Source organism: Cobetia sp. MB87 (genome assembly GCF_011319755.1).
Taxonomy (GTDB): domain Bacteria; phylum Pseudomonadota; class Gammaproteobacteria; order Pseudomonadales; family Halomonadaceae; genus Cobetia.
On record NZ_VFBC01000007.1, the window covers coordinates 239,292 to 258,102 of the forward strand.

Genomic DNA, 18,811 nt, shown 5'->3' on the forward strand with positions numbered 1-18,811 from the left:
CATCAGGGTTGTTATTCTTATTGGTTATTTTAGAGAGTGGTTCTTATGCTCTAAAATGCGACCCATCGAAGGCTGCTCCCCAGCCTCGCCGCGTTTGTGGATGTGCCCCATGGAATTTCTCAATCTCTCCTGTGATCCCTCACGACTCCAGCTGTGCCTGATCGGTGGTGGCCAGGAGGCTGTCGCTCTGGCGGAGCGTTTTGCCGGACTCGGCGCTGACTTGTGTGTCTACGGCGATGCCCGCATGCCGATGCTGGAGACCCTGTGTGGTCGTGAAGGTTGGGAGGTTGCCGATACCCTGTTGCCCGTGCCGGCACCGGGCCAGCTATGGCTGGTCGCGACCGGCAGCGAAGGACGTGATCGCGGCATCCTGCGTCATGCGCGCGAGCAGCACGTGATGGTGTTCGCGCCGAGCCACCCCCGGGACTCCAGCGTGCGTCTGCCGCCACGCCTGGTGGCAGGCGAGGCGGTATTGCCGGTAAAGGAGGAGGACCGCTTCACGGGCACGCATGGCCAGGTGGCGTTGGTCAGTGCGGGACCGGGCGATCCGGAGCTGCTGACCCTCAAGGCGCTGCGTCATCTGCAGCAGGCCGATGTCATCATTCACGACCGTCTGGTCAGTCACGAGATTCTGGCGCTGGCCAAGCCTGAGGCGCGTCGCCTGTACGTCGGCAAGGCGCGCAGTGATCATAGCGTGCCCCAGGAAGGCATCAATCAGGCGCTGGTGGATTACGCTCGCGCCGGGCATCGCGTGGTGCGCTTGAAGGGCGGTGATGCCTTCATCTTCGGGCGCGGCGGGGAAGAGCTCGAGACCCTGGCCGGTGCCGGTATCAGTTTCGAGGTGGTTCCGGGCATCACGGCGGCTTCCGGTTGCGCGGCTTACGCGGGCATCCCGCTGACCCATCGCGACCACGCCCAGTCGGTGCGCTTCGTCACCGGGCATCTCAAGGATGGCAGCTGTGACCTGGATTGGGAGGCGCTGGCGCGTCCGGCCCAGACGCTGGTCTTCTACATGGGGCTTGGCAGCCTGGGCCTGATCTGCGAGCAGTTGATCGCCAATGGCCTGGCGGCGTCCACGCCGATCGCGCTGGTCGAGCAGGGCACCACCGCGCGTCAGCGTGTGCATGTGGCAACGCTGGCGGACATGCCGGCGCAGATCGCCGGTCAGGGCCTCAAGCCGCCGACGCTGATCATCGTCGGGAATGTGGTCAAGCTGCACGACACACTTCAATGGTTCTCGCCGAACGCCAACAGCAGCCTTGGGTGGGAGGATGGCAAGCACCCGACGCCGCTGGCCAATGCGGTATCGGTATAGCGCGACCGTCGTGGAAACGAAGGTGTAGAAGCGAAAAAGTAGCGACATGAGCAGTGACAAGACGCCGCCTCGGTAACCCCGGGGCGGCATCTTGCGTTATGTCGCGGGCCATGGGGGCCGTGGTCGTTGGCCTGACCATCGCGTTGACACATGGCTGGGCGGCTCTTGGGCCAAGGTCGAGATGACGTGGCATCTGATTGCGCCTATTGTTTCAAGCAATCGTTTGAATTCTGCTGGGCGAAGCCCGTCTTTCATCACGGGCGTGAGGCAAGTCTTTCGCGCAAGCCCTTAGCACATGAGTCAGTGAGGACAGTGATATGGCCAAGTATCAGGCGCCACTCAAGGATGCACGCTTCATTCTCGATGAGGTGTTTGCCGCCGAGCAGGAATGGGCGGACATGGCAGCCACCGAAGAGGTGAATGTCGAGCTGGCCGAGGCGATTCTCGAGGAAGGTGCGCGCGTGACCCAGGCCGAGCTGCTGCCGCTGAACCTGAGCGGTGACGCCGAGGGTGCGCGTTTCGAGAACGGCCACGTCACGACACCCAAGGGCTTCAAGGAGGCCTATCGGGTGCTCGCCGAAGGCGGCTGGATGGGACTGGGCGGCAATCCTGAATACGGTGGTCAGGGCATGCCCAAGATGCTCACCGTGGCCTTTGAAGAGATGCTCTACGCCACCAATGCCAGTTTCGCGCTCTATCCGGCGCTGAATGCCGGTGCCTGTCTGGCGGTGGACAGCCACGCGCCGGAGTCCGTCAAGCAGGTGTTTCTGCCGCGCATGTATGCCGGCGACTGGCTGGGCACCATGTGCCTGACCGAGCCGCATTGCGGCACGGATCTTGGCCTGATCCGCACCCGTGCCGAACCCCTCGAGGGCGATGACCCGCTGCTGGGGCTGCCGCGCTATCGCCTCACCGGCACCAAGATCTGGATCACCGGCGGCGAGCACGACATGGTCGACAACATCGTGCATCTGGTGCTCGCCAAGCTGCCGGATGCGCCGCCGGGGACGCGTGGCATCTCGCTGTTTCTGGTCTCCAAGCACCTGCTCGATGCCGATGGGCAGCCGACGGCACCGAATGCGGTCAGCTGTGGCTCCATCGAACACAAGATGGGTATCAAGGGCAGCGCGACCTGTGTGATGAACTTCGACGGTGCCGAAGGCGTGCTGATTGGCGAGCCACATCAGGGGCTGGCGGCGATGTTCACCATGATGAACTACGAGCGTCTCTCCATCGGTCTGCAGGGGCTGGGGTTGGGCGAGGTGGCCTATCAGAGCGCGATGGACTTCGCCGCCGAGCGTCTGCAGAGCCGGGCACCGACTGGGGCCAAGGCGCCTGACAAGCCGGCCGACCCGATTCTGGTGCATCCTGACGTGCGACGCATGGCGCTTGAGGTGCGCGTCTGGAACGAGACCGGGCGCGCCTTTGCCGTCTTCGTGGGCCAGCAGCTGGACCGCGTCAAATATCACGCCGATGACGCGGTGAAGGCTGGCGCGGATGCGCTGGTGCAATTCATGACGCCGATCGCCAAGGCGCTGCTGACCGACCGTGGCTTCGATGCCACCGTCATGGCGCAGCAACTCTATGGTGGCAATGGCTACTGCGTGGAGTGGGGCGCTGAGCAGTACGTGCGCGATGCACGCATCGCGATGATCTACGAAGGCACCAACGGCATTCAGGCGATGGATCTGGTGGGGCGCAAGCTCTACCGCAATCGTGGCGCCCATATGGCGAGCTTTGCCGCCCTGGTACGAGCCGAGCTTGAGTGTCAGGTCGACGATGCTCGGACCCACCCGTTCGCCGAGGCCTGCAAGACGGAGCTTGCGCGTCTGGAGCGAGTGTCCGAGCAGTTGCTGGCCCGTGCCGATGACAACCCGGAAGAGCTGGGCGCGGCGGCCTGTGACTACCTCAATCTGGCAGGGCTGTGTGTCTACAGCTATCTGTGGCTGCGCATGGCGCGAGCTGCGGCGCATGGACTGGCGCAAGCAGGTGCCAGCGGTGAGGCCTTCTATCGCCGCAAGCTGGCGCTCGGGGAGTACTTCGTGGCACGCGTGCTGCCGCGCGCCGTCGCCCTGGAAGCCCAGATCAGTGCTGGTGCAGCGCCATTGATGGCCTTCAGCCTCGAGGATTTCGCGCCGGAGCAATGACGCAAGACGCAATGACGTAAGGCTAAGGCACCGTGATCGTCACTAGCGTCCCATGAAAAGCCCAGCGACCGTGTCAGGTCGCTGGGCTTTTTTGTGTGGCCTGAGCCCCTGTCCATCGGACCGTGTCGGTAAGCTTGCATGCTTGCAGGTCGGCTCATGACCGCTCGGTCGGCTCATCCTGCCTCAGCAGCCAGTCACGCATGGCGGGGAACAGCTCGACCAGCACGAACAGCGGGCCGATCAGCAGCTGACGCAGATCATCGAGGAAGGCCGGTTTGCGGCCCTCGATACGATGGCCGACGACCTGACCGATCCAGGCAACCATGAAGGCCGCCAGCATCATCGGAGTCACCGGCCAGTTGAGCCCAAGCATCACGAACATCACGGCCAGACTGGCCAGGGTCCAGGCGACCATCACGCCAAGCACCCTGAGAGAGAAGCGCGCATAGACGGCCAGGAGCGCCAGGGTGACCACGCCACCGGGCAGCATCCACAGACCCAGCCCCGGTTCACTCGATAGCCCCTGCCCCCCGAGCAGTCTCCATAGCAGGATCAAGCTGGCAGTGAAGATGACAGGTACGCAGACCAGATGCATGCGGATGTTTTCACGATGCTGATGACTGGCCGCGTAGTGCTCGAGTGCTTCATGCAGACGCTGGTGAGCGTCTGCCTTGATATGAGGGTGCGATAATATACCCATGAGGCATTCTCCAGACAGACATTGAAAATGCCCGCATGCGCAGGTGCGCAGCGGGATCGATGGCGTGTTATGTCAAGGAGCAATGGCGTGAGTCAGCAGGGTCCGGCAACCCTGCTGGCTACTGTCAGCGTAGCGTATTGCCGTGCTGCCAGCCTGTGTCAGAGCAGGCAGACTGTCGAACTTGGCGCTTTTTTCTGGTGTGAATCAAGCGGCACTGGCCCTTCAGAGGTGGAAATGACCGCAGGCTTCCGGCTGATGCAGGATGGCTTCCAGGCGGATGATGTCGCTCTGGCCATCTTCCCGGGGCAGCGTGATCTGCTCGCCAACCGCCATTCCCAGCAGCGCGATGCCCAGTGGCGACATGATGCACAGGGCCAGTGAGGTCTCTTGCTCTTCGGGCTGCGGCAGGTGGTTGCGCAGTGAAATGCACTCACCATCCTCCGGGGTGGGATAGTGCAGTGTCAGCTCGCTATCGCCGGAGCGCGACCCCTTGAGACGCAGGCGGCTACGCATGCTGACGCGGTCTTCGGGGAAGTCATCGGGGGGCACGATCTCTGCCTGGATCAGGCGGCTTTCGAGGCGAAGGGACAGCTCCTCATCGTGCTGCTGAGCGTCGATCAGGCGCTGGAGGCGGTCAGCATCCAGGCGGTTGATGATCAGTCGTTGCCGAGTCATCGTGGGGTTCCTTGTTATCGAGTCACTGCGCGATATCATGCGCAGCAAGACGGCGCCAATCCTGGCTTGGTCAATACGGAGAGACGGACAGGGAATCCATCGGCCGTGATTGTCCATGGATTGTCCGCTAATTAATCCTAGCGGCTTTTGATGGGGTGCGGGAGTCGTCTGATGCCGACAACTTTCATGGCGCTGTCACCCAGGGCTGCCAATCTCACACGAGACTCATCGATGTCGATTCTCTGGATATATCCGCTGGCGGCGCTCGCCGAGATCGCCGGCTGCTTCAGTTTCTGGGCCTGGTGGAAGCTGGAGCGCAGCCCCGGCTGGCTGATTCCCGGCATGCTCAGCCTGGCGCTGTTCGCCTGGCTGCTTTCACTGGTCGACGTCAGTCACGCCGGGCGCGCCTTTGCCGTCTATGGCGGTGTCTATATCGCCGCGTCAGTGGCTTGGCTGTGGCTGGTCGAGCAGCAGTTGCCCAGTCGCTGGGACCTGCTGGGGACACTGGTCTGCCTGGCAGGCAGCGCCATCATCGTGCTGGGCGCCCGTGCGCAATGAGCGAAAATGTCTTGTTTATTAGTATTTTATTAAATATATCGGGCGTTGAGCATGAGAGCGCTCATTGTTGGGTATACTGCGCCAGGATGAGGCAATGACCCTCGGAATTCGATCTGACGCAATGAGGCACCAGCATGCAGTGGGAATGGTTATGGGGGCTGGGCGGCCTTGGCATCGGCGGTTTCATCGGCTTCTGGCTCGGTCGCTGGCGGCCGCGCAGAGAGGAATGGAATCAGGCCGTGCAACCACTGCTATCGGCATTGGTGGAGGCGGAGCCAGACGTTGCGCGTGGTGAGCGGCTGGCGCTTGACCCCTCACTGCTCGACGCCTTTCGCCAGGTGGCCTCGCGTCGCGAGTTCTATCGCTTCACCAGCGGGATCGAATACGTGAACCTGCAGCTCGCCGCGGCGCATGCCGCTCATCATGATCGTGAAGAGCGCCAGCTGATGCTGGATCAGGCGCGTGTCAGCCTGGCCAACCTGCAAGACAGCATAAGACGACGCTGAGATTCGTCCAGACGCGCGAATGCCGCACCACAGATCGACCGGGGGCGCAAAGTAGAGGAACGCTAAGCAGGAGAATGCAGAGCAGGTAGTTTGCAAAGCAGATAGTTTGCAAAGCAGAGTAACGCAGAAAGCGGGAAAGACGCGGGACCAGTAATCGGCTGGAAGGCGCTGACAATGATGATGGGTGCAGAAGGCGTCAGATATCACGACGCATGCATGACAGATTAAAAGCGAGAGGACTTGCTGACTGCGCCAGGCAGTTGGGGAGCATCAGCAGAGTCTGCTGATGGTGCGGAAGGGGGGACTCGAACCCCCACACCTTGCGGCACCAGAACCTAAATCTGGCGTGTCTACCAATTCCACCACTTCCGCGAGAAGCAGGGCTGCATTTTACCTGTGATGCCTTTCAAGTCAATCGCTTGTGTCGATTATCCCCTGAAATTCCCCGCCTTGTGCTGTGCCTTCAGTGCCTCACTCCTGTACGACATGCACGCTACGTGATTCCAGCCCGCAGGGCAGTTGCAGATAGCTGGCGGCGCGCTCGGCGGCGTGGCGTGTATTGGAGAGATCTTCATCGCACATCCACGGAACGACCCCCAGACAGGGGGCTCGCAGCGTGCGTGACAAGGTTGCCATGTTGTCTTCGCTGACCTCGATATCCGCTTCCAGATGGTTGATGACATAGCCGGCGATCTCCAGCCCGTCGCGTTCGATGGCCTCTAGTGTCAGGCGCGCATGATTGATGCAGCCCAGGCGCAGCCCGACGACCAGAATCACCGGCAAGCCCAGCTCGATGGCCAGGTCCGAGAAATCCTCATCGTCATTTAGCGGTACCCGCCAGCCGCCAGCGCCTTCCACCAACAGCAGGTCGCGCGGTGCGCTTGTTTGCTGGCCCCGCACTTGCGCCGCGATCTTTGCCACCTCGAGATTGACGCCCACCTGACGTGCGGCAATGTGCGGGGCGATGGCCGGCGCGAAGCGCCAGGGGTTGATGCTTTCATAATCGGCTTCCGGTTCGCACTGCGCCTGCAATGACAGGGCGTCGGCGTTGACCAGACCATCGTGATTCTCGAAGCAGTCAGAGGCCACGGGCTTGAGGCCCAGCGTGGTCAGGCCGCGCAGGCGAGCACGTGCCAGCAGGGCGCTGGCGATGAAGGTCTTGCCGATTTCGGTATCGGTGCCGGTCACGAAGGCGGCGATGCCATGTTCGGCTCGCGCAGGCGGAGTCGTGTTCCGTGACGAGCTGTCCGCGGTTTTCATATCAGTTTTCATTGTATCCGAGCGAGGCAGGTAATTGCCTTCAAGCAAAGTATCAGTGTTATTCGTACGCAATTCTGACCGGTTTTTCGAGCACAAGTTCAATGACTTGATAGCTTACAGGTAATCCCTTCGCGGTACGCAAGGTTTCATGCCGCGCCTTGGCCTGCTGCACCTCGGCACGTGTCAGGCGCCGGCCAGTGGCGGTCTGTGCCCCGATGCCCTTGATCGAGGCCATGACGGCGGCGACATCGGGATAGTGAAATATCCGCGGGCGTAACTGCCAGTGGCAGCGCAACCCGGCGGCTTGGGCATGGCGTGCAAGATGGGAGGCGCTGGGGAAGTGACGCACGGAATCATCCGCGCGCTGCCAGGCATGGCGTACTTCCTTGAGGGTGCCGGGCCCCAGGGTGTTGATGTGCGCTCGAGCGCCGGGTTTCAAGGTGCGTGACAGTTCCGCGAGCCATAGCCGAGGGCTGTCGCACCATTGCACGGCCAGGCTCGAGAAGGCCAGGTCCAGACTCGCATCGGCCAGTGGCAGGCGCTCGGCATCGGCGCGCAGCCAGTGCAGGCGTCCAGAGTCGCCACTCGCAAGTTCGCTCGTCTGGCGTGCGGCTTCACGCAGCATCTCAAGCGAGAGATCCAACCCCATGCAGCAAGCTCCAGAGTAGCGCTGCGCCAGTTCGAGCGTCCAATGCCCCGGGCCGCAACCGAGATCGAGCACTCGCGCGGCGGGTGGCAGCCGCTCAGGGAGCGAGGCGAACAGGGTGGCCGCCATGGCGTGCTGCGCCTGCGCCAGCGTGAGGTAGTCGGTAGCGCCGCGATCAAAGGCGCGGGCAATCTGCTGGCGGCTCGGGGTAGGCGTAAGTGGAGGCGTGAGCGGGGGTGTTGCAAGCTCTGCAGGCGGCACGCTGACGGCTATCGACATCTCAGGCCTCCTCGCTGATACGTGTGACGTGGGTGGTGAGGCCCATGCGTGTGAGCAGGGCATCGGCAAGCGCCTCGGTCGCGCTCAATGGCAGGCAGTGGCCACCCTCGAATTCCGCGACCACCTGGCCCTGCGCGCGCAGCGCCGCACTCAGGCCCGGTGCCAGTAGCGGGTCCTGCTTGCCGAGCCAGAACTCGAGCGGTAGCTCTGGTTGAGGCGCCAGTGACATCTGGCGGCTGGCCAGTTCCGCCAGTCCTGCCGCCAGCACCGCTGCGCGACTGACGGGGTGGCGACCGATCAGTTCGCGCAATTGCTTGAGGCAGTCACGTGCAGAGCCCTCACCACTGGCCTGCCAGCGCAGAAAGTGTTGCCAGCTGGCGGCAGGGTTGCGCGCGAAGGCTGCACGGAAGTCCTCCAGCACTTCTGGTGCCAGGGCGGGAATCGTCTGTTCAGATGGGGCCTGGTCGATGAAGCTTGGTCCCATGGCCAGCGAGACAAGAGCGGCCGGCGCTTGTTCTCTCGCCAGCGCCTCGGCCCGCAGGGCGCCCAGCGACCAGCCCAGCCACAGGGTATCGGCCCCGCCCAGTGAGGCTTGCGAGGCAGTCGGCTCTGAGTCTGCTCGTGAATCGGCTTGCGGGCCTTCTTCTGGCCAATCCGGCGCAATGATCTCCAGCGGGCGACGCTTTGTCTGATCATCTGCCCCGTCACCTGCCTGATCATCCGTCTCCGTGACGTGAGCGAGGCGTGCGTGCAGGCAGGCGATCAAGGGCTGCCAGATACGCGCATCGATGCCCCAGCCGCTGAACAGCACCAGACGAGACAGCGTCATGGCGTGACTCCTTCTATGCTCGCTTGCGATGCATCTGACCGGGGCTGGGCCTTTTCCGCTGCCAGTACCGCTTCGAGAGCCTCAAGCAGTGCCGCGATATCCTCGGCCGTGTGCTCGGCAGAGAAGGTGAAGCGCAGGCGCGAGCTGCCGGCGGGCACCGTGGGCGGGCGGATGGCCGAGACCAGCACGCCGCGCTCGCGCAGTGCCGCGCTCCAGGTCAATGCCCGCGCTTCGCTACCCAGAATCAGCGGCTGAATCGGGGTCAGCGGAATGAAGGGTGAATCATTCGTGTCGGCTGGCGACAGCCCGAGTGCGAGCCCACTGCCCGCCAGCAGATGGGCACATCCATCACGGAACTGCTGCACGCGGGCCTGCAACTGCTCACGGCGCTGCGGCTCGCGCGCGATGGTCTCCAGCGCCGCCAGGGTCGCGGCGGCGACATGTGGCGGTTGCGCGGTGGTGTAGATGTAGGGGCGGGCCAGCTGGATCAGACTTTCGATCAGCGCATCGCTACCGGCGACGAAGGCGCCGCTGCTGCCGAGGGCCTTGCCCAGGGTGCCGACCAATACCGGCACATCAGCCAGCGAGGTCTCGCGCCCGACCAGGCCTTCGCCATGCTCACCCAGCACGCCCAGTCCGTGGGCATCGTCGATCATCAGCCAGGCGCCGTGCCGGGCGCAGGCCTGGCTCAGGCCCGCGATATCGGCGCAGTCGCCATCCATGCTGAACACGCCATCGCTGATCACCAGCTTGTCATCGGCCCGGGAGCGCGTCAGCTGGCGCTCGAGGTCTTCAAGATCGCGATGGTGGAAGCGACGCGAGCGTACGGCAGTGGTGCCGGAGGACGCTAGGCGCGCGCCGTCGAGGAGGCTGGCGTGATTGAGGCGATCATGCAAGATCTCGAGGCTGCGACCGGCCTCGCGCGAGGCGCTCGCCAGCGCATCGACCACGCCCAGATTGGCCATGAAGCCAGTGGAGAACAGCAGCGCGCGTGGCCGCCCGGTCAGCTCGGCCAGACGAGCCTCCAGCTGGTGGTGAGCGCGCTGGTGGCCATTGACCAGGTGGGCGCTACCGCTGCCGACACCGAAGTCACGCGCCGCGCGACAGCCGGCCTCGATCAGTGCCGGATGCTTGGCCAGGCCCAGATAGTCATTGGCAGTGAAGTTGAGCAGCGGGCGCGCCTCTGCATCGGTTGCCTGCCCGGCGAGGATGACGTGGGGGCCCTGGGGCGAATCCAGCGTCAGGCGCCGGCGATAACGGCCGGCCTGCTCACGCTGAGTGAGCAGTGCCTCCAGATGCGTGAAGCTGCCGCTGGACTTGGAGCTTGCGCGCGGGCGGGCGAGCGTGTCAGTGGCCACGAGCGATCAGACCACCAGACCGCAGGGCTTGCGTTCGCGCACCTGGCCTTCGCTGCTGGCGGGCGTCGCTTCGCGCGTGGCGTCATAGAACAGGCTGCCCTCGACATTGGCGCGTGCCTTTTCTTCCATGGCGGCCTTCAGGGCGGCTTCGCGCACTTCGTCGCTGGCGACTTCCTGGCGGGTCTCCGGGTGCAGGCCGAGGCGCTCGAACAGCTCGCGGTCACGGTTGGCCTGCGGGTTGCCGGTGGTCAGCAGACGCTCGCCATAGAAGATGGAGTTGGCACCGGCCAGGAAGGCCAGTGCCTGGGTGGAATCGTCCATCTGCTCGCGGCCGGCGGACAGGCGCACGTGACTCTTCGGCATCATGATGCGTGCCACGGCGATGGCGCGGATGAACTCGATGGGATCGAGGTCATCGACATTCTCCAGCGGCGTGCCCGCCACCTTGACCAGCATGTTGATCGGGACCGATTCCGGCTGCGGCTCCAGATTGGCCAGCTGACGCAGCAGGCCGGCACGGTCGGTGGTGGTCTCGCCCATGCCGAGGATGCCGCCGGAGCACACCTTCATGCCGGCTTCGCGCACGCTGGCCAGGGTGTCCAGGCGCTCGCTGTAGCTGCGCGTGGTGATGATCTCGCCGTAGTACTCCGGTGAGGTGTCCAGATTGTGGTTGTAGTAGTCGAGGCCGGCATCCGCGAGCTTTCTGGCCTGATCGGTATCGACCATGCCCAGTGTCATGCAGGTCTCGAGTCCCAGCGACTTCACCTGACGCACCATCTCGGTGACCACTTCGAGGTCGCGCTCACGCGGGCTCTTCCAGGCCGCGCCCATGCAGAAGCGGCTGGCGCCGGCATCCTTGGCGGCACGTGCCTGCTCGACCACCTTCTCGATCTCCATCAGCTTTTCCTTGCCAAGGCCGGTGTTGTAGTGGCCGGACTGCGGGCAGTACTTGCAGTCTTCCGGGCAGGCGCCGGTCTTGATCGACAGCAGGGTGGAGACCTGTACCGCATTCGGATCGAAGTGCTGGCGGTGCACCTGCTGGGCACGGAACAGCAGGTCATTGAAGGGCAGGGCGAACAGCGCCTCGATTTCCGCGACGCTCCAGTCATGGCGTACCACGCTGTCATCGGCAGGCGCAGGGATATTCGTGGCTTGTGTGGTCACGCGGGAGGCTTCTACGGTCATGAGCTTGAGGTCCTTCATCAGGCGGGCAGAGCGAGAGCGCGCTGAGCCGTTCATCCGTGGGTGAGTCCGGCAGCCGAGCTGGCGAGTAGTCAGTCAACGCATCGAGTAAGACAAGGTTAACTGAGATGATAGAGTTTCCGCGGGCGCTGTCAACGATGAGGAATCTGCTGGTTGACCACTGGCAGCTGTCGCGACCCTGCGCCTTCTGTCAGCGTCAGCTGACGACAGCCATGTCCGGCGCGGCCGAACGGCAGAGCGCTTCAGTTTCACCTCCCCATTCATTTTCCTCTCTAGCGACACGCTCGCGTCATGAGCGAGCGCTGTCATCGCGCCGCGAGTGGTGCGACGCCTGCGAGGCGAGAATCGCGCGCAATCAGCATGCCTGTCCGCGCTGTGCTGAGCCTGTCGCCTCACTGGCCTTGAGTCAGCAGGCCTGCGCGCGGTGCCTGTCGTCACCGCCCGCCTTTGCGCGCTGCTATGCGCCACTGCGTTATGAAGGACTGCTGGCGGGGCTGTTCCAGCGCTACAAGGACCAGCATCAGCGCCGCGCCGGACGACTGCTTCGCCAACTCATGCAGCGGGAGCTGACGCACTTCTGCCACGAGTGGCGCCAGTCGCATCCTCACGGCGCAGTGCTGCTGGTGCCGGCAGATGCCTATCGTCGTCGCCAGCGCGGCCATGATGCGCTGGCAGAGCTGTGTCGCGGGCTGAGCCCCGCCATTGCTGGCCATCCGCGGGATATGGCGCGGGTACGCGACAGGCGCATGCCGCACGAGGCGTTAGTCGCGGTGGCCAGGGCAGCGCCGGATCAGCGTCTGCGGGATAGGCGCGGGCGTCTGAAGGCCCAGCGTGGGCGTTATGACATCGAGGGCCTACTGCCCGAGCACGTGCTGCTGATCGATGACGTCATGACCAGCGGTGCGACGCTCGACAGTCTTGCTCAGGCCTGCCTGCGAGCCGGTGCCCGTGAGGTCGATGCCTGCGTGCTGGCGCGGACTCCCCTGGCCTCGCGCGGGGCGCTGTGACCCGCAAACGCGATACGAAGGTGAGCCGCACGACATGTGCCGCCAGGGCTCAACCTCCCAGCGGGCGTTGAACTCAGCGGGCAGGCGGGGTCAATCAGGGAGAAGACTGGCGTGCAGAGGGTCTAATCTCATAGCATGCAAGGTCCGGCAGCCGTTTGCTGGTCCATGCCCGAGGAATTGCCATGCCTATTGATCCTGTTTCCCCCGAAGACACGCAATCTTCCGGCACCTCGCGCGAGTTGGATGCGCGCTCCAATGGCAACACCTGGTCGACGACATCCGCGCCAGAGGGCCAGGGAGACACGCGTTTTCATCCCTTCGATGCTCTCGCGCCGGACCGTGTCGTGGCCGCTGTCGAGTCGCTGGGCTTCTGGTTGCCCGGCGAGCCGTTCGCGCTGAACAGTTACGAGAATCGTGTCTACCATCTCGCCGATGATGACCGACGCCGCTGGGTGGCCAAGTTCTATCGCCCCGAGCGCTGGAGCCGTGCCCAGATTCTCGAGGAGCACGCCTTCCTGGCCGAACTGGATGAGGCCGGTGTCCCGGGCGCCCCCGCGTGGGCGAACGAGGCCGGCGAGACGCTGCATCGATTCGAAGGCTTCGACTTTGCTCTCTTCCCGCATGTGGTGGGGCGCGCGCCGGAGCTTGAATCTGCCGAGCACCTCTATCAGCTGGGCGAGCTGATCGGCCGCGTGCACGCGGTGGGGCGCAAGAGCGCGTTTCGTGAGCGGGAGACGCTCTCGCCGCTGCGGATTCTGGAAGAGAGCTGCGCCAGCGTGCTGGCCTCCGACTGGTTGAGTGAGCGCCAGCGCGACAGCTACCAGCGCGTCATCGAGGCACTGCGCCCGTTGGTCGCGGAGCAGAGCTGGCCGGAAAGCGCCTTGATCCGCACCCACGGTGACTGCCACATCGGCAACATGCTGGGGCGCGATGACAGCTTCGCGCTGGTCGACTTCGATGACTGCCTGAGCGCCCCGGCGGTGCAGGACCTGTGGATGCTGTTGACCGGTCAGAGCGACCCGGAGCTGCACATGCAGCTGTCCGAGGTGCTGGAGGGCTACGAGCAGCATTGTGAGTTCAATCGCAGCGAGCTCAAGTGGATCGAGACCCTGCGCACACTGCGCATGGTGCGTCACAGCGCCTGGGTGGTGCGGCGCTGGTCGGACCCCGCCTTCCCGCAGGCCTTCTCGCACGTGGCGAGTCTGGGCTACTGGGATGACCACATTCGCAGCCTGGAACAGCAACGCGTCGCGCTGTCTGCGCCGCGTTGGCTGGCCTAGCGGTCGTGACATGGCCTGAAAGCTGCAGTGAGGCCTGAGCCCCCTTTGGCCAAGTGATTGACGTCGCCCCTTCATGCGCCCCCATCGGTTACCGATGGGGGCGCATGTGTTGCATGGATACGACAATCGCGTGAACAGACCTGCGTTGACGGCATGCCTGAGGTAGAATCTGGGCCTGACATTGAACACGAAGTTATACGATTTCTTGCCATCTGATCGCTTGTGTATGACTTTTGTGCTTTACCCCTGCTATGCGTGCGCTAGTGCGCGCCCCTGACCGATACCATAGGCAGACGGATGACCGAAGAGATTGCCAACCACTACCGCCAGATCATCACCGCATTGGGTGAGGATCCAGAGCGTGAGGGCCTGCTGGATACGCCCAAGCGCGCGGCCAAGGCCATGCAGTACCTGACTCATGGCTATCATCAGTCGTTGGAGGAGATCGTCAACGGCGCTGTCTTCACCTCCGATACGGACGAGATGGTACTGGTCAAGGACATCGAGCTTTACTCGATGTGCGAGCATCACCTGCTGCCGTTCATCGGCAAGTGCCACATCGCCTATCTGCCGTCTGGCAAGGTGCTCGGTCTGTCCAAGTTCGCGCGTATCGTCGACATGTATTCGCGTCGCATGCAGATCCAGGAAAACCTCACCAAGCAGATCGCCGAGGCCGTTCAGCAGGTCACCGGTGCACGTGGTGTGGCCGTCGTGGTCGAAGCGCGTCACATGTGCATGATGATGCGTGGGGTGGAAAAGCAGAATTCCAGCATGAAGACGTCCGTGATGCTGGGCGCCTTCCGCGACAATCAGCCGACCCGTCAGGAATTCCTGACGTTGATCAGCTGACAGCTGAGTAAAGACGCCGCCTTTCGAGGCGGCGTTCTTGTCTGGGAGTCATCTCGCGCGTTTCCCTTGATCAGGAGTCCTTGCCGATGCCGATGCATGCCTTGCACGATGAACATCTCGATCACGATCTCGCCACCATTCGCATCAAGAATCTGCGCCTGAGAACCTATATCGGAATCAATGAAGACGAGATCCAGAACCGCCAGGATGTCGTGATCAACGTGGTGATCCGCTATCGCGCGGCACGCGCCGTGCAGTTCAATCACATCAGTGAAGCGCTCAATTACCGCACCATCACCAAGCAGTTGATCGCGCATGTCGAGGAAGGGCGTTTCGCGCTGCTCGAACGCATGACCCGTGAGGTGCTGGATATCGTGATGGCGCACGAACAGGTGCTGACGGCGCAGGTCGAGATCGACAAACCACATGCCTTGCGCTTCTCTGACTCGGTGTCCGTCACCCTGTCGGACAGTCGCGAAGCGCATGACTAGTCGGCCGGGCAGGCGTTGAGAAGCTCAGATGTCGAGAAGCTCATATGTCGAGAAAGTCAGATGTCGAGAAGCTCACATATCGAGAAAGTCAGGCGCAGAAGTCTGAAGAGTCGGGAGACATGATGTGATCGGGGAAATCATCCATTTCGATGATGCAGAACAGCAGGGCACCATTCGGGACGAGAAGGGCAGTGAGCACGCCTTCGATCTGGTCGGCTGGCGCGGGCGTGGCTTGCCGGGGCCGGGAGTGGCGGTGGACTTCGAACTTCGCGACGGGCGTGCAGTACAGGTCTTCAATGCGCGAATCAAGCAGCAGAAGGCGCGACGAGTCGTCTCGATGCCGCCCGAGAGCGAGGCCCCCGGAACCACGGCCGACGCCGTCAGGCCAGCGATACGCAAGCGCTGGTGGCTCGTCGGGCTGGCCATCGTGGTACTAGTGCTGGCAGGGTTGTGGATCTAGCGCCACGCCCGCATCTAGGCTATATCAGGTTAGTCTTGAGTAGTCTCGGTTAGCCGGGAATCACTACCTTGACCCACAAGCACGCCTCGGGAGTCTTCATGGAACATCTCAACGATACCAGTCTGTTTCGTCCATTTGCCTATATCGACGGTGGCTGGGTAGCCGCGGATTCCGGCGAGCAGATCGAGGTCGACAATCCTGCCACCGGCGAGATCATCGGCCGCGTGCCTCGGCTGGGTTACGCCGAGACCGAACGCGCCATCGAGGCAGCGCAGCGCTCCTTTGCTGACTGGAAGGAGACGCCGGCGCTGGAACGCGCTGACATCCTGATGAAGTGGTACGCCTTGATGCTGGAGCACAAGGATGATCTGGCGCAGATCATGACGCTGGAGCAGGGCAAGCCCCTCGCCGAAGCCGCCGGTGAAATCCAGTACGCGGCCAGCTTCCTGCGCTGGTTCGCCGAAGAAGGTCAGCGCGTGTATGGCGACACCATTCCGGCCGCCAAGCGTGACCAGCGTATCCTGGTGCTCAAGCAGCCGGTCGGGGTGGTGGGGGCGATCACGCCGTGGAACTTCCCGGCCTCGATGATCACCCGCAAGGCGGGCGCCGCGCTGGCCGCGGGTTGCCCGATCGTGGTCAAGCCGGCCAGCCAGACCCCGTTCTCGGCGCTGGCGCTGGCGGTGCTGGCGGAACGCGCTGGCGTGCCGCGCGGCGTCTTCAATGTCGTGCCGGGCTCGGCCAAGGACATCGCCAGGGCGATGACCGATTCCAGCATCGTGCGCAAGGTGACCTTTACCGGTTCCACGGAAGTCGGACGTGGCCTGATGGCAAATGCCGCGCAGCATATTCAGAAGATCTCACTGGAGCTTGGCGGCAACGCGCCCTTCCTGGTGTTCGAAGATGCTGATCTCGATGCGGCGGTGGAAGGCGCGATGGCAGCCAAGTTCCGCAATGCCGGCCAGACCTGCGTCTGCACCAATCGCTTCCTGGTGCAGTCCAGCGTGGTCAATGCCTTCAGCGAGAAGCTGGCTGCCGCGATGAACGCCGAGCTGACCGTGGGCAATGGTCTGGAAGAGGGCGTCAAGGTCGGCCCGTTGATCGATGGCGATGCCGTCGAGAAGGTCACCGAGCACGTGCAGGATGCCCTCGACAAGGGCGCCGAGCTGCTGCTGGGCGGTCATCCGCATCCGCTGGGGGGCAGCTTCTTCACGCCGACCCTGATCTCGCAGGTGACGCCGGAGATGAAGGTCGCCCGTGAGGAAACCTTCGGTCCGCTGGCGGCGATCTTCCCCTTCGAGAGCGAAGAAGAGGCGATCGAGATGGCCAACGACACCGAATTCGGACTGGCCAGTTATTTCTACAGCAGCGATCTCAAGCGCGTCTGGCGTGTCTCGGAAGGTCTGGACTACGGCATGGTTGGCATCAACACCGGCCTGATTTCCAACGCCGCGGCACCCTTCGGCGGCACCAAGGCATCGGGGCTGGGCCGTGAAGGCTCCAAGTATGGGCTCGAGGAGTACATGGAAACCAAGTATCTGTGCCTTTCACTTGGCTGATCCATCGTCAATGGGTCCGCACTAAGGCAATGATCGGACGCGACATCATATGACATGAAAAAGCCCGCCCGGGAAACCGGGCGGGCTTTTTCATGTCACGCATTTAACCAATCTGCTTGCACCGAGTCTGTCTGCAACCGACCTATGAATTTTCTTTGCTGATGAGAGCGACCTTTCGCTGTTGATGAGAGATCGGCATGCGCGACAGGCGGCCAATCTCGCGTCAAGAGGTGCATGAGTCATTGGTCGTAGAGAGGGAGTGTCTCGAGTATCAACGGCGCTGCGCATGTCAGACCAAAGCGGTACATCGCGGTCTTTTAGCGCAGATCAGGGACAAAGACAGGTGTGCTTTGTCGGCATTCTCTTACTTGTGGATATGCTTATTTACGCTACAGTCAAAGAGCGGGACCTGTGGTGATAGTCTTCAAGGATTGAAGACAGGGCGAGTGGCGTGGCGGACGCGACTTGCCCTTTTTTATTGCCGCCTTCGGCTCTCATGCCTCAACTCTCATATCTCGATCCGCCCATCTCAGCCCTCACTTCTCGGCTCGCATATCTCACCCCAGTGGCGAAAGCCCCATGCCCGCCACCAGGCCTTCCAGCGCATGCCGTCCGGCAATCGAGTTGCCGTAGCCGTCCAGACGTGGCGACCAGACGCAGATGCTCATCTGTCCCGGCAGGATGGCGATGATGCCACCGCCGACCCCACTCTTGCCCGGCAGACCCACCCGCCAGGCGAAGTCACCTGCCGCGTCGTAAAGGCCGCAGGTCAGCAACAACGCATTGAGCTGGCGTGTCTCCAGTGGCGAGACCACTTCCTTGCCATCCAGCGGATTGACGCCGCGATTGGCCAGAAAGGCAAAGCTGCGTGCCAGTTCCACGCAGTTCATCGACACCGAGCAGCTGTGGAAGTAGGTATCCAGCAGGTCATCCACATCGGAATGCACATTGCCATAGGCCTGCATCAGATAGGCGAGCGAGGCATTGCGTGCCTTGTGATCCATTTCCGAGCGCGCGACCTTCTCATCGAAGCCGATATCGTCGCTGCCGGACAGACGCCTGAGCTGCTCGCGCAGGGTGTTCTGGATCGAGACGATGCGCGACACCAGCAGATCGGTGATCAGCAAGGCACCGGCATTGATGAAGGGATTGCGTGGAATGCCGTTCTCGACCTCCAGCTGCATGATCGAATTGAACGCCTGGCCAGAGGGTTCACGTCCCACGCGTGACCAGATCTCGTCGCTTTCCAGACGCTGCATCGCCAGTACCAGTGCATGCACCTTGGAGATCGACTGGATCGAGAAGCGCGTGTGTGCATCCCCGGCGTACTGGACGCGGCCATCCACATGGCAGACGGCAATCCCGAACTGATCCGGGGCCACCTGCGCCAGGGCCGGGATGTAATCCGCGACCTTGCCCTCGTTGAAGCAGCGGCTGGCATCATTGGACAGGCGTTCAAGCAGCGTCTGGAGGGCATCAGAGTCGAGTGGCGGCGTCATGGCGACCTTGAGGAGACAGAGTGGATGGAATGCAATCGCATGGTACGGCTGCGCATTCTACCCAATCCTGTGGGCTGTGGCGCGTGGTGATCCGAGCGCTTGATAGCCAGCCCTTATCAGCGGGGTAGGGCAAAGTGATTTCAAGTTGCAGATGAGACTCACTATCATTCATTACATCGAGGCAACAACAGGT

18 protein-coding genes and 1 tRNA gene are annotated in these 18,811 nt (G+C 62.9%); 10 read left to right on the forward strand and 9 right to left on the reverse strand.

Annotated elements, in window-relative coordinates; all coding sequences use genetic code 11:
- Nucleotides 1-109: 109 nt before the first annotated feature.
- Entirely contained in the window at nt 110-1,315 is a 1,206-nt protein-coding gene (gene cobA / locus CDPAHKCJ_RS07095; protein WP_346773904.1) for a uroporphyrinogen-III C-methyltransferase, read from the forward strand.
- 317 nt (nt 1,316-1,632) lie between these two features.
- A complete protein-coding gene (locus CDPAHKCJ_RS07100; RefSeq protein WP_166019223.1) occupies nt 1,633-3,462 on the forward strand; it encodes an acyl-CoA dehydrogenase C-terminal domain-containing protein in 1,830 nt (609 codons plus the stop codon).
- A gap of 154 nt (nt 3,463-3,616) precedes the next feature.
- Here the strand turns inward: CDPAHKCJ_RS07100 and CDPAHKCJ_RS07105 are convergent, their stop codons facing one another.
- Together CDPAHKCJ_RS07105 and CDPAHKCJ_RS07110 are read right to left on the reverse strand one after the other, a co-directional pair.
- A complete protein-coding gene (locus tag CDPAHKCJ_RS07105) occupies nt 3,617-4,162 on the reverse strand; it encodes an Mpo1-like protein (protein ID WP_166019224.1) in 546 nt (181 codons plus the stop codon).
- Nucleotides 4,163-4,384: 222 nt separating this feature from the next.
- Nucleotides 4,385-4,837 (reverse strand): hypothetical protein, encoded by a 453-nt coding sequence (locus CDPAHKCJ_RS07110; protein ID WP_166019225.1) that lies wholly within the window; start codon nt 4,835-4,837, stop codon nt 4,385-4,387.
- Nucleotides 4,838-5,068: 231 nt separating this feature from the next.
- On the opposite strand from CDPAHKCJ_RS07110, the gene CDPAHKCJ_RS07115 reads away from it, so the two are divergent.
- Nucleotides 5,069-5,395, forward strand: coding sequence for a YnfA family protein (locus tag CDPAHKCJ_RS07115; protein ID WP_043332424.1), 327 nt, complete (start codon nt 5,069-5,071; stop codon nt 5,393-5,395).
- Between the two features lie 134 nt (nt 5,396-5,529).
- Nucleotides 5,530-5,901 carry a hypothetical protein gene (locus CDPAHKCJ_RS07120; RefSeq protein WP_166019226.1) on the forward strand — a complete coding sequence of 124 codons (372 nt, stop codon included), beginning with the start codon at nt 5,530-5,532 and terminating at the stop codon, nt 5,899-5,901.
- Between the two features lie 287 nt (nt 5,902-6,188).
- Here the strand turns inward: CDPAHKCJ_RS07120 and CDPAHKCJ_RS07125 are convergent.
- The 6 genes from CDPAHKCJ_RS07125 to bioB all read right to left on the reverse strand — a co-directional run bounded on the left by CDPAHKCJ_RS07125 (nt 6,189) and on the right by bioB (nt 11,458).
- Nucleotides 6,189-6,273, reverse strand: a tRNA-Leu gene (locus tag CDPAHKCJ_RS07125).
- A 99-nt stretch (nt 6,274-6,372) separates the two neighbouring features.
- The gene (bioD, locus tag CDPAHKCJ_RS07130; RefSeq protein WP_166019227.1) at nt 6,373-7,161 is read right to left on the reverse strand and encodes a dethiobiotin synthase; all 789 of its coding nucleotides are present in this window, start codon (nt 7,159-7,161) and stop codon (nt 6,373-6,375) included.
- 58 nt (nt 7,162-7,219) lie between these two features.
- The gene (locus CDPAHKCJ_RS07135) at nt 7,220-8,086 is read right to left on the reverse strand and encodes a methyltransferase domain-containing protein (protein WP_166019228.1); all 867 of its coding nucleotides are present in this window, start codon (nt 8,084-8,086) and stop codon (nt 7,220-7,222) included.
- Between the two features lies 1 nt (nt 8,087).
- Nucleotides 8,088-8,915 carry a hypothetical protein gene (locus tag CDPAHKCJ_RS07140; protein ID WP_166019229.1) on the reverse strand — a complete coding sequence of 276 codons (828 nt, stop codon included), beginning with the start codon at nt 8,913-8,915 and terminating at the stop codon, nt 8,088-8,090.
- Nucleotides 8,912-10,273, reverse strand: coding sequence for an 8-amino-7-oxononanoate synthase (locus tag CDPAHKCJ_RS07145; RefSeq protein WP_346773905.1), 1,362 nt, complete (start codon nt 10,271-10,273; stop codon nt 8,912-8,914). Before CDPAHKCJ_RS07145 ends, CDPAHKCJ_RS07140 begins: the two co-directional genes overlap by 4 nt.
- 6 nt (nt 10,274-10,279) lie before the next feature.
- On the reverse strand, nt 10,280-11,458 hold the full coding sequence (gene bioB / locus CDPAHKCJ_RS07150) for a biotin synthase BioB (protein ID WP_166019230.1): 1,179 nt from the start codon (nt 11,456-11,458) through the stop codon (nt 10,280-10,282).
- Between the two features lie 419 nt (nt 11,459-11,877).
- Here bioB and CDPAHKCJ_RS07155 point away from each other — a divergent pair, with 419 nt between their 5' ends.
- The 6 genes from CDPAHKCJ_RS07155 to CDPAHKCJ_RS07180 all read left to right on the forward strand — a co-directional run bounded on the left by CDPAHKCJ_RS07155 (nt 11,878) and on the right by CDPAHKCJ_RS07180 (nt 17,119).
- Nucleotides 11,878-12,483, forward strand: coding sequence for a ComF family protein (locus CDPAHKCJ_RS07155; protein WP_166019231.1), 606 nt, complete (start codon nt 11,878-11,880; stop codon nt 12,481-12,483).
- Nucleotides 12,484-12,665: 182 nt separating this feature from the next.
- Nucleotides 12,666-13,763, forward strand: a complete 1,098-nt coding sequence (locus tag CDPAHKCJ_RS07160; protein WP_166019232.1) for a serine/threonine protein kinase — start codon at nt 12,666-12,668, stop codon at nt 13,761-13,763.
- A 297-nt stretch (nt 13,764-14,060) separates the two neighbouring features.
- On the forward strand, nt 14,061-14,612 hold the full coding sequence (gene folE / locus CDPAHKCJ_RS07165) for a GTP cyclohydrolase I FolE (protein ID WP_166019233.1): 552 nt from the start codon (nt 14,061-14,063) through the stop codon (nt 14,610-14,612).
- A gap of 86 nt (nt 14,613-14,698) precedes the next feature.
- Nucleotides 14,699-15,103: a dihydroneopterin triphosphate 2'-epimerase gene (gene folX, locus CDPAHKCJ_RS07170; RefSeq protein WP_166019234.1), complete on the forward strand. Its 405-nt coding sequence runs from the start codon at nt 14,699-14,701 to the stop codon at nt 15,101-15,103.
- A 124-nt stretch (nt 15,104-15,227) separates the two neighbouring features.
- Complete coding sequence (locus CDPAHKCJ_RS07175) at nt 15,228-15,563, forward strand: hypothetical protein (protein WP_166019235.1); 336 nt, start codon at nt 15,228-15,230, stop codon at nt 15,561-15,563.
- A 98-nt stretch (nt 15,564-15,661) separates the two neighbouring features.
- A complete protein-coding gene (locus tag CDPAHKCJ_RS07180; protein WP_166019236.1) occupies nt 15,662-17,119 on the forward strand; it encodes an NAD-dependent succinate-semialdehyde dehydrogenase in 1,458 nt (485 codons plus the stop codon).
- 557 nt (nt 17,120-17,676) lie between these two features.
- Here CDPAHKCJ_RS07180 and glsB read toward each other — a convergent pair.
- The gene (gene glsB / locus CDPAHKCJ_RS07185; protein WP_166019237.1) at nt 17,677-18,618 is read right to left on the reverse strand and encodes a glutaminase B; all 942 of its coding nucleotides are present in this window, start codon (nt 18,616-18,618) and stop codon (nt 17,677-17,679) included.
- Nucleotides 18,619-18,811 lie beyond the last annotated feature (193 nt).

What these genes read in the sequence shown, in the direction of transcription:
- cobA (WP_346773904.1), top strand. Translation starts at nt 110, where the DNA reads ATGGAATTTCTCAATCTCTCCTGTGATCCCTCACGACTCCAGCTGTGC.
- CDPAHKCJ_RS07100 (WP_166019223.1), top strand. Translation starts at nt 1,633, where the DNA reads ATGGCCAAGTATCAGGCGCCACTCAAGGATGCACGCTTCATTCTCGAT.
- CDPAHKCJ_RS07105 (WP_166019224.1), bottom strand. Translation starts at nt 4,162, where the DNA reads ATGGGTATATTATCGCACCCTCATATCAAGGCAGACGCTCACCAGCGT.
- CDPAHKCJ_RS07110 (WP_166019225.1), bottom strand. Translation starts at nt 4,837, where the DNA reads ATGACTCGGCAACGACTGATCATCAACCGCCTGGATGCTGACCGCCTC.
- CDPAHKCJ_RS07115 (WP_043332424.1), top strand. Translation starts at nt 5,069, where the DNA reads ATGTCGATTCTCTGGATATATCCGCTGGCGGCGCTCGCCGAGATCGCC.
- CDPAHKCJ_RS07120 (WP_166019226.1), top strand. Translation starts at nt 5,530, where the DNA reads ATGCAGTGGGAATGGTTATGGGGGCTGGGCGGCCTTGGCATCGGCGGT.
- bioD (WP_166019227.1), bottom strand. Translation starts at nt 7,161, where the DNA reads ATGAAAACCGCGGACAGCTCGTCACGGAACACGACTCCGCCTGCGCGA.
- CDPAHKCJ_RS07135 (WP_166019228.1), bottom strand. Translation starts at nt 8,086, where the DNA reads ATGTCGATAGCCGTCAGCGTGCCGCCTGCAGAGCTTGCAACACCCCCG.
- CDPAHKCJ_RS07140 (WP_166019229.1), bottom strand. Translation starts at nt 8,915, where the DNA reads ATGACGCTGTCTCGTCTGGTGCTGTTCAGCGGCTGGGGCATCGATGCG.
- bioB (WP_166019230.1), bottom strand. Translation starts at nt 11,458, where the DNA reads ATGACCGTAGAAGCCTCCCGCGTGACCACACAAGCCACGAATATCCCT.
- CDPAHKCJ_RS07160 (WP_166019232.1), top strand. Translation starts at nt 12,666, where the DNA reads ATGCCTATTGATCCTGTTTCCCCCGAAGACACGCAATCTTCCGGCACC.
- folE (WP_166019233.1), top strand. Translation starts at nt 14,061, where the DNA reads ATGACCGAAGAGATTGCCAACCACTACCGCCAGATCATCACCGCATTG.
- folX (WP_166019234.1), top strand. Translation starts at nt 14,699, where the DNA reads ATGCCGATGCATGCCTTGCACGATGAACATCTCGATCACGATCTCGCC.
- CDPAHKCJ_RS07180 (WP_166019236.1), top strand. Translation starts at nt 15,662, where the DNA reads ATGGAACATCTCAACGATACCAGTCTGTTTCGTCCATTTGCCTATATC.
- glsB (WP_166019237.1), bottom strand. Translation starts at nt 18,618, where the DNA reads ATGACGCCGCCACTCGACTCTGATGCCCTCCAGACGCTGCTTGAACGC.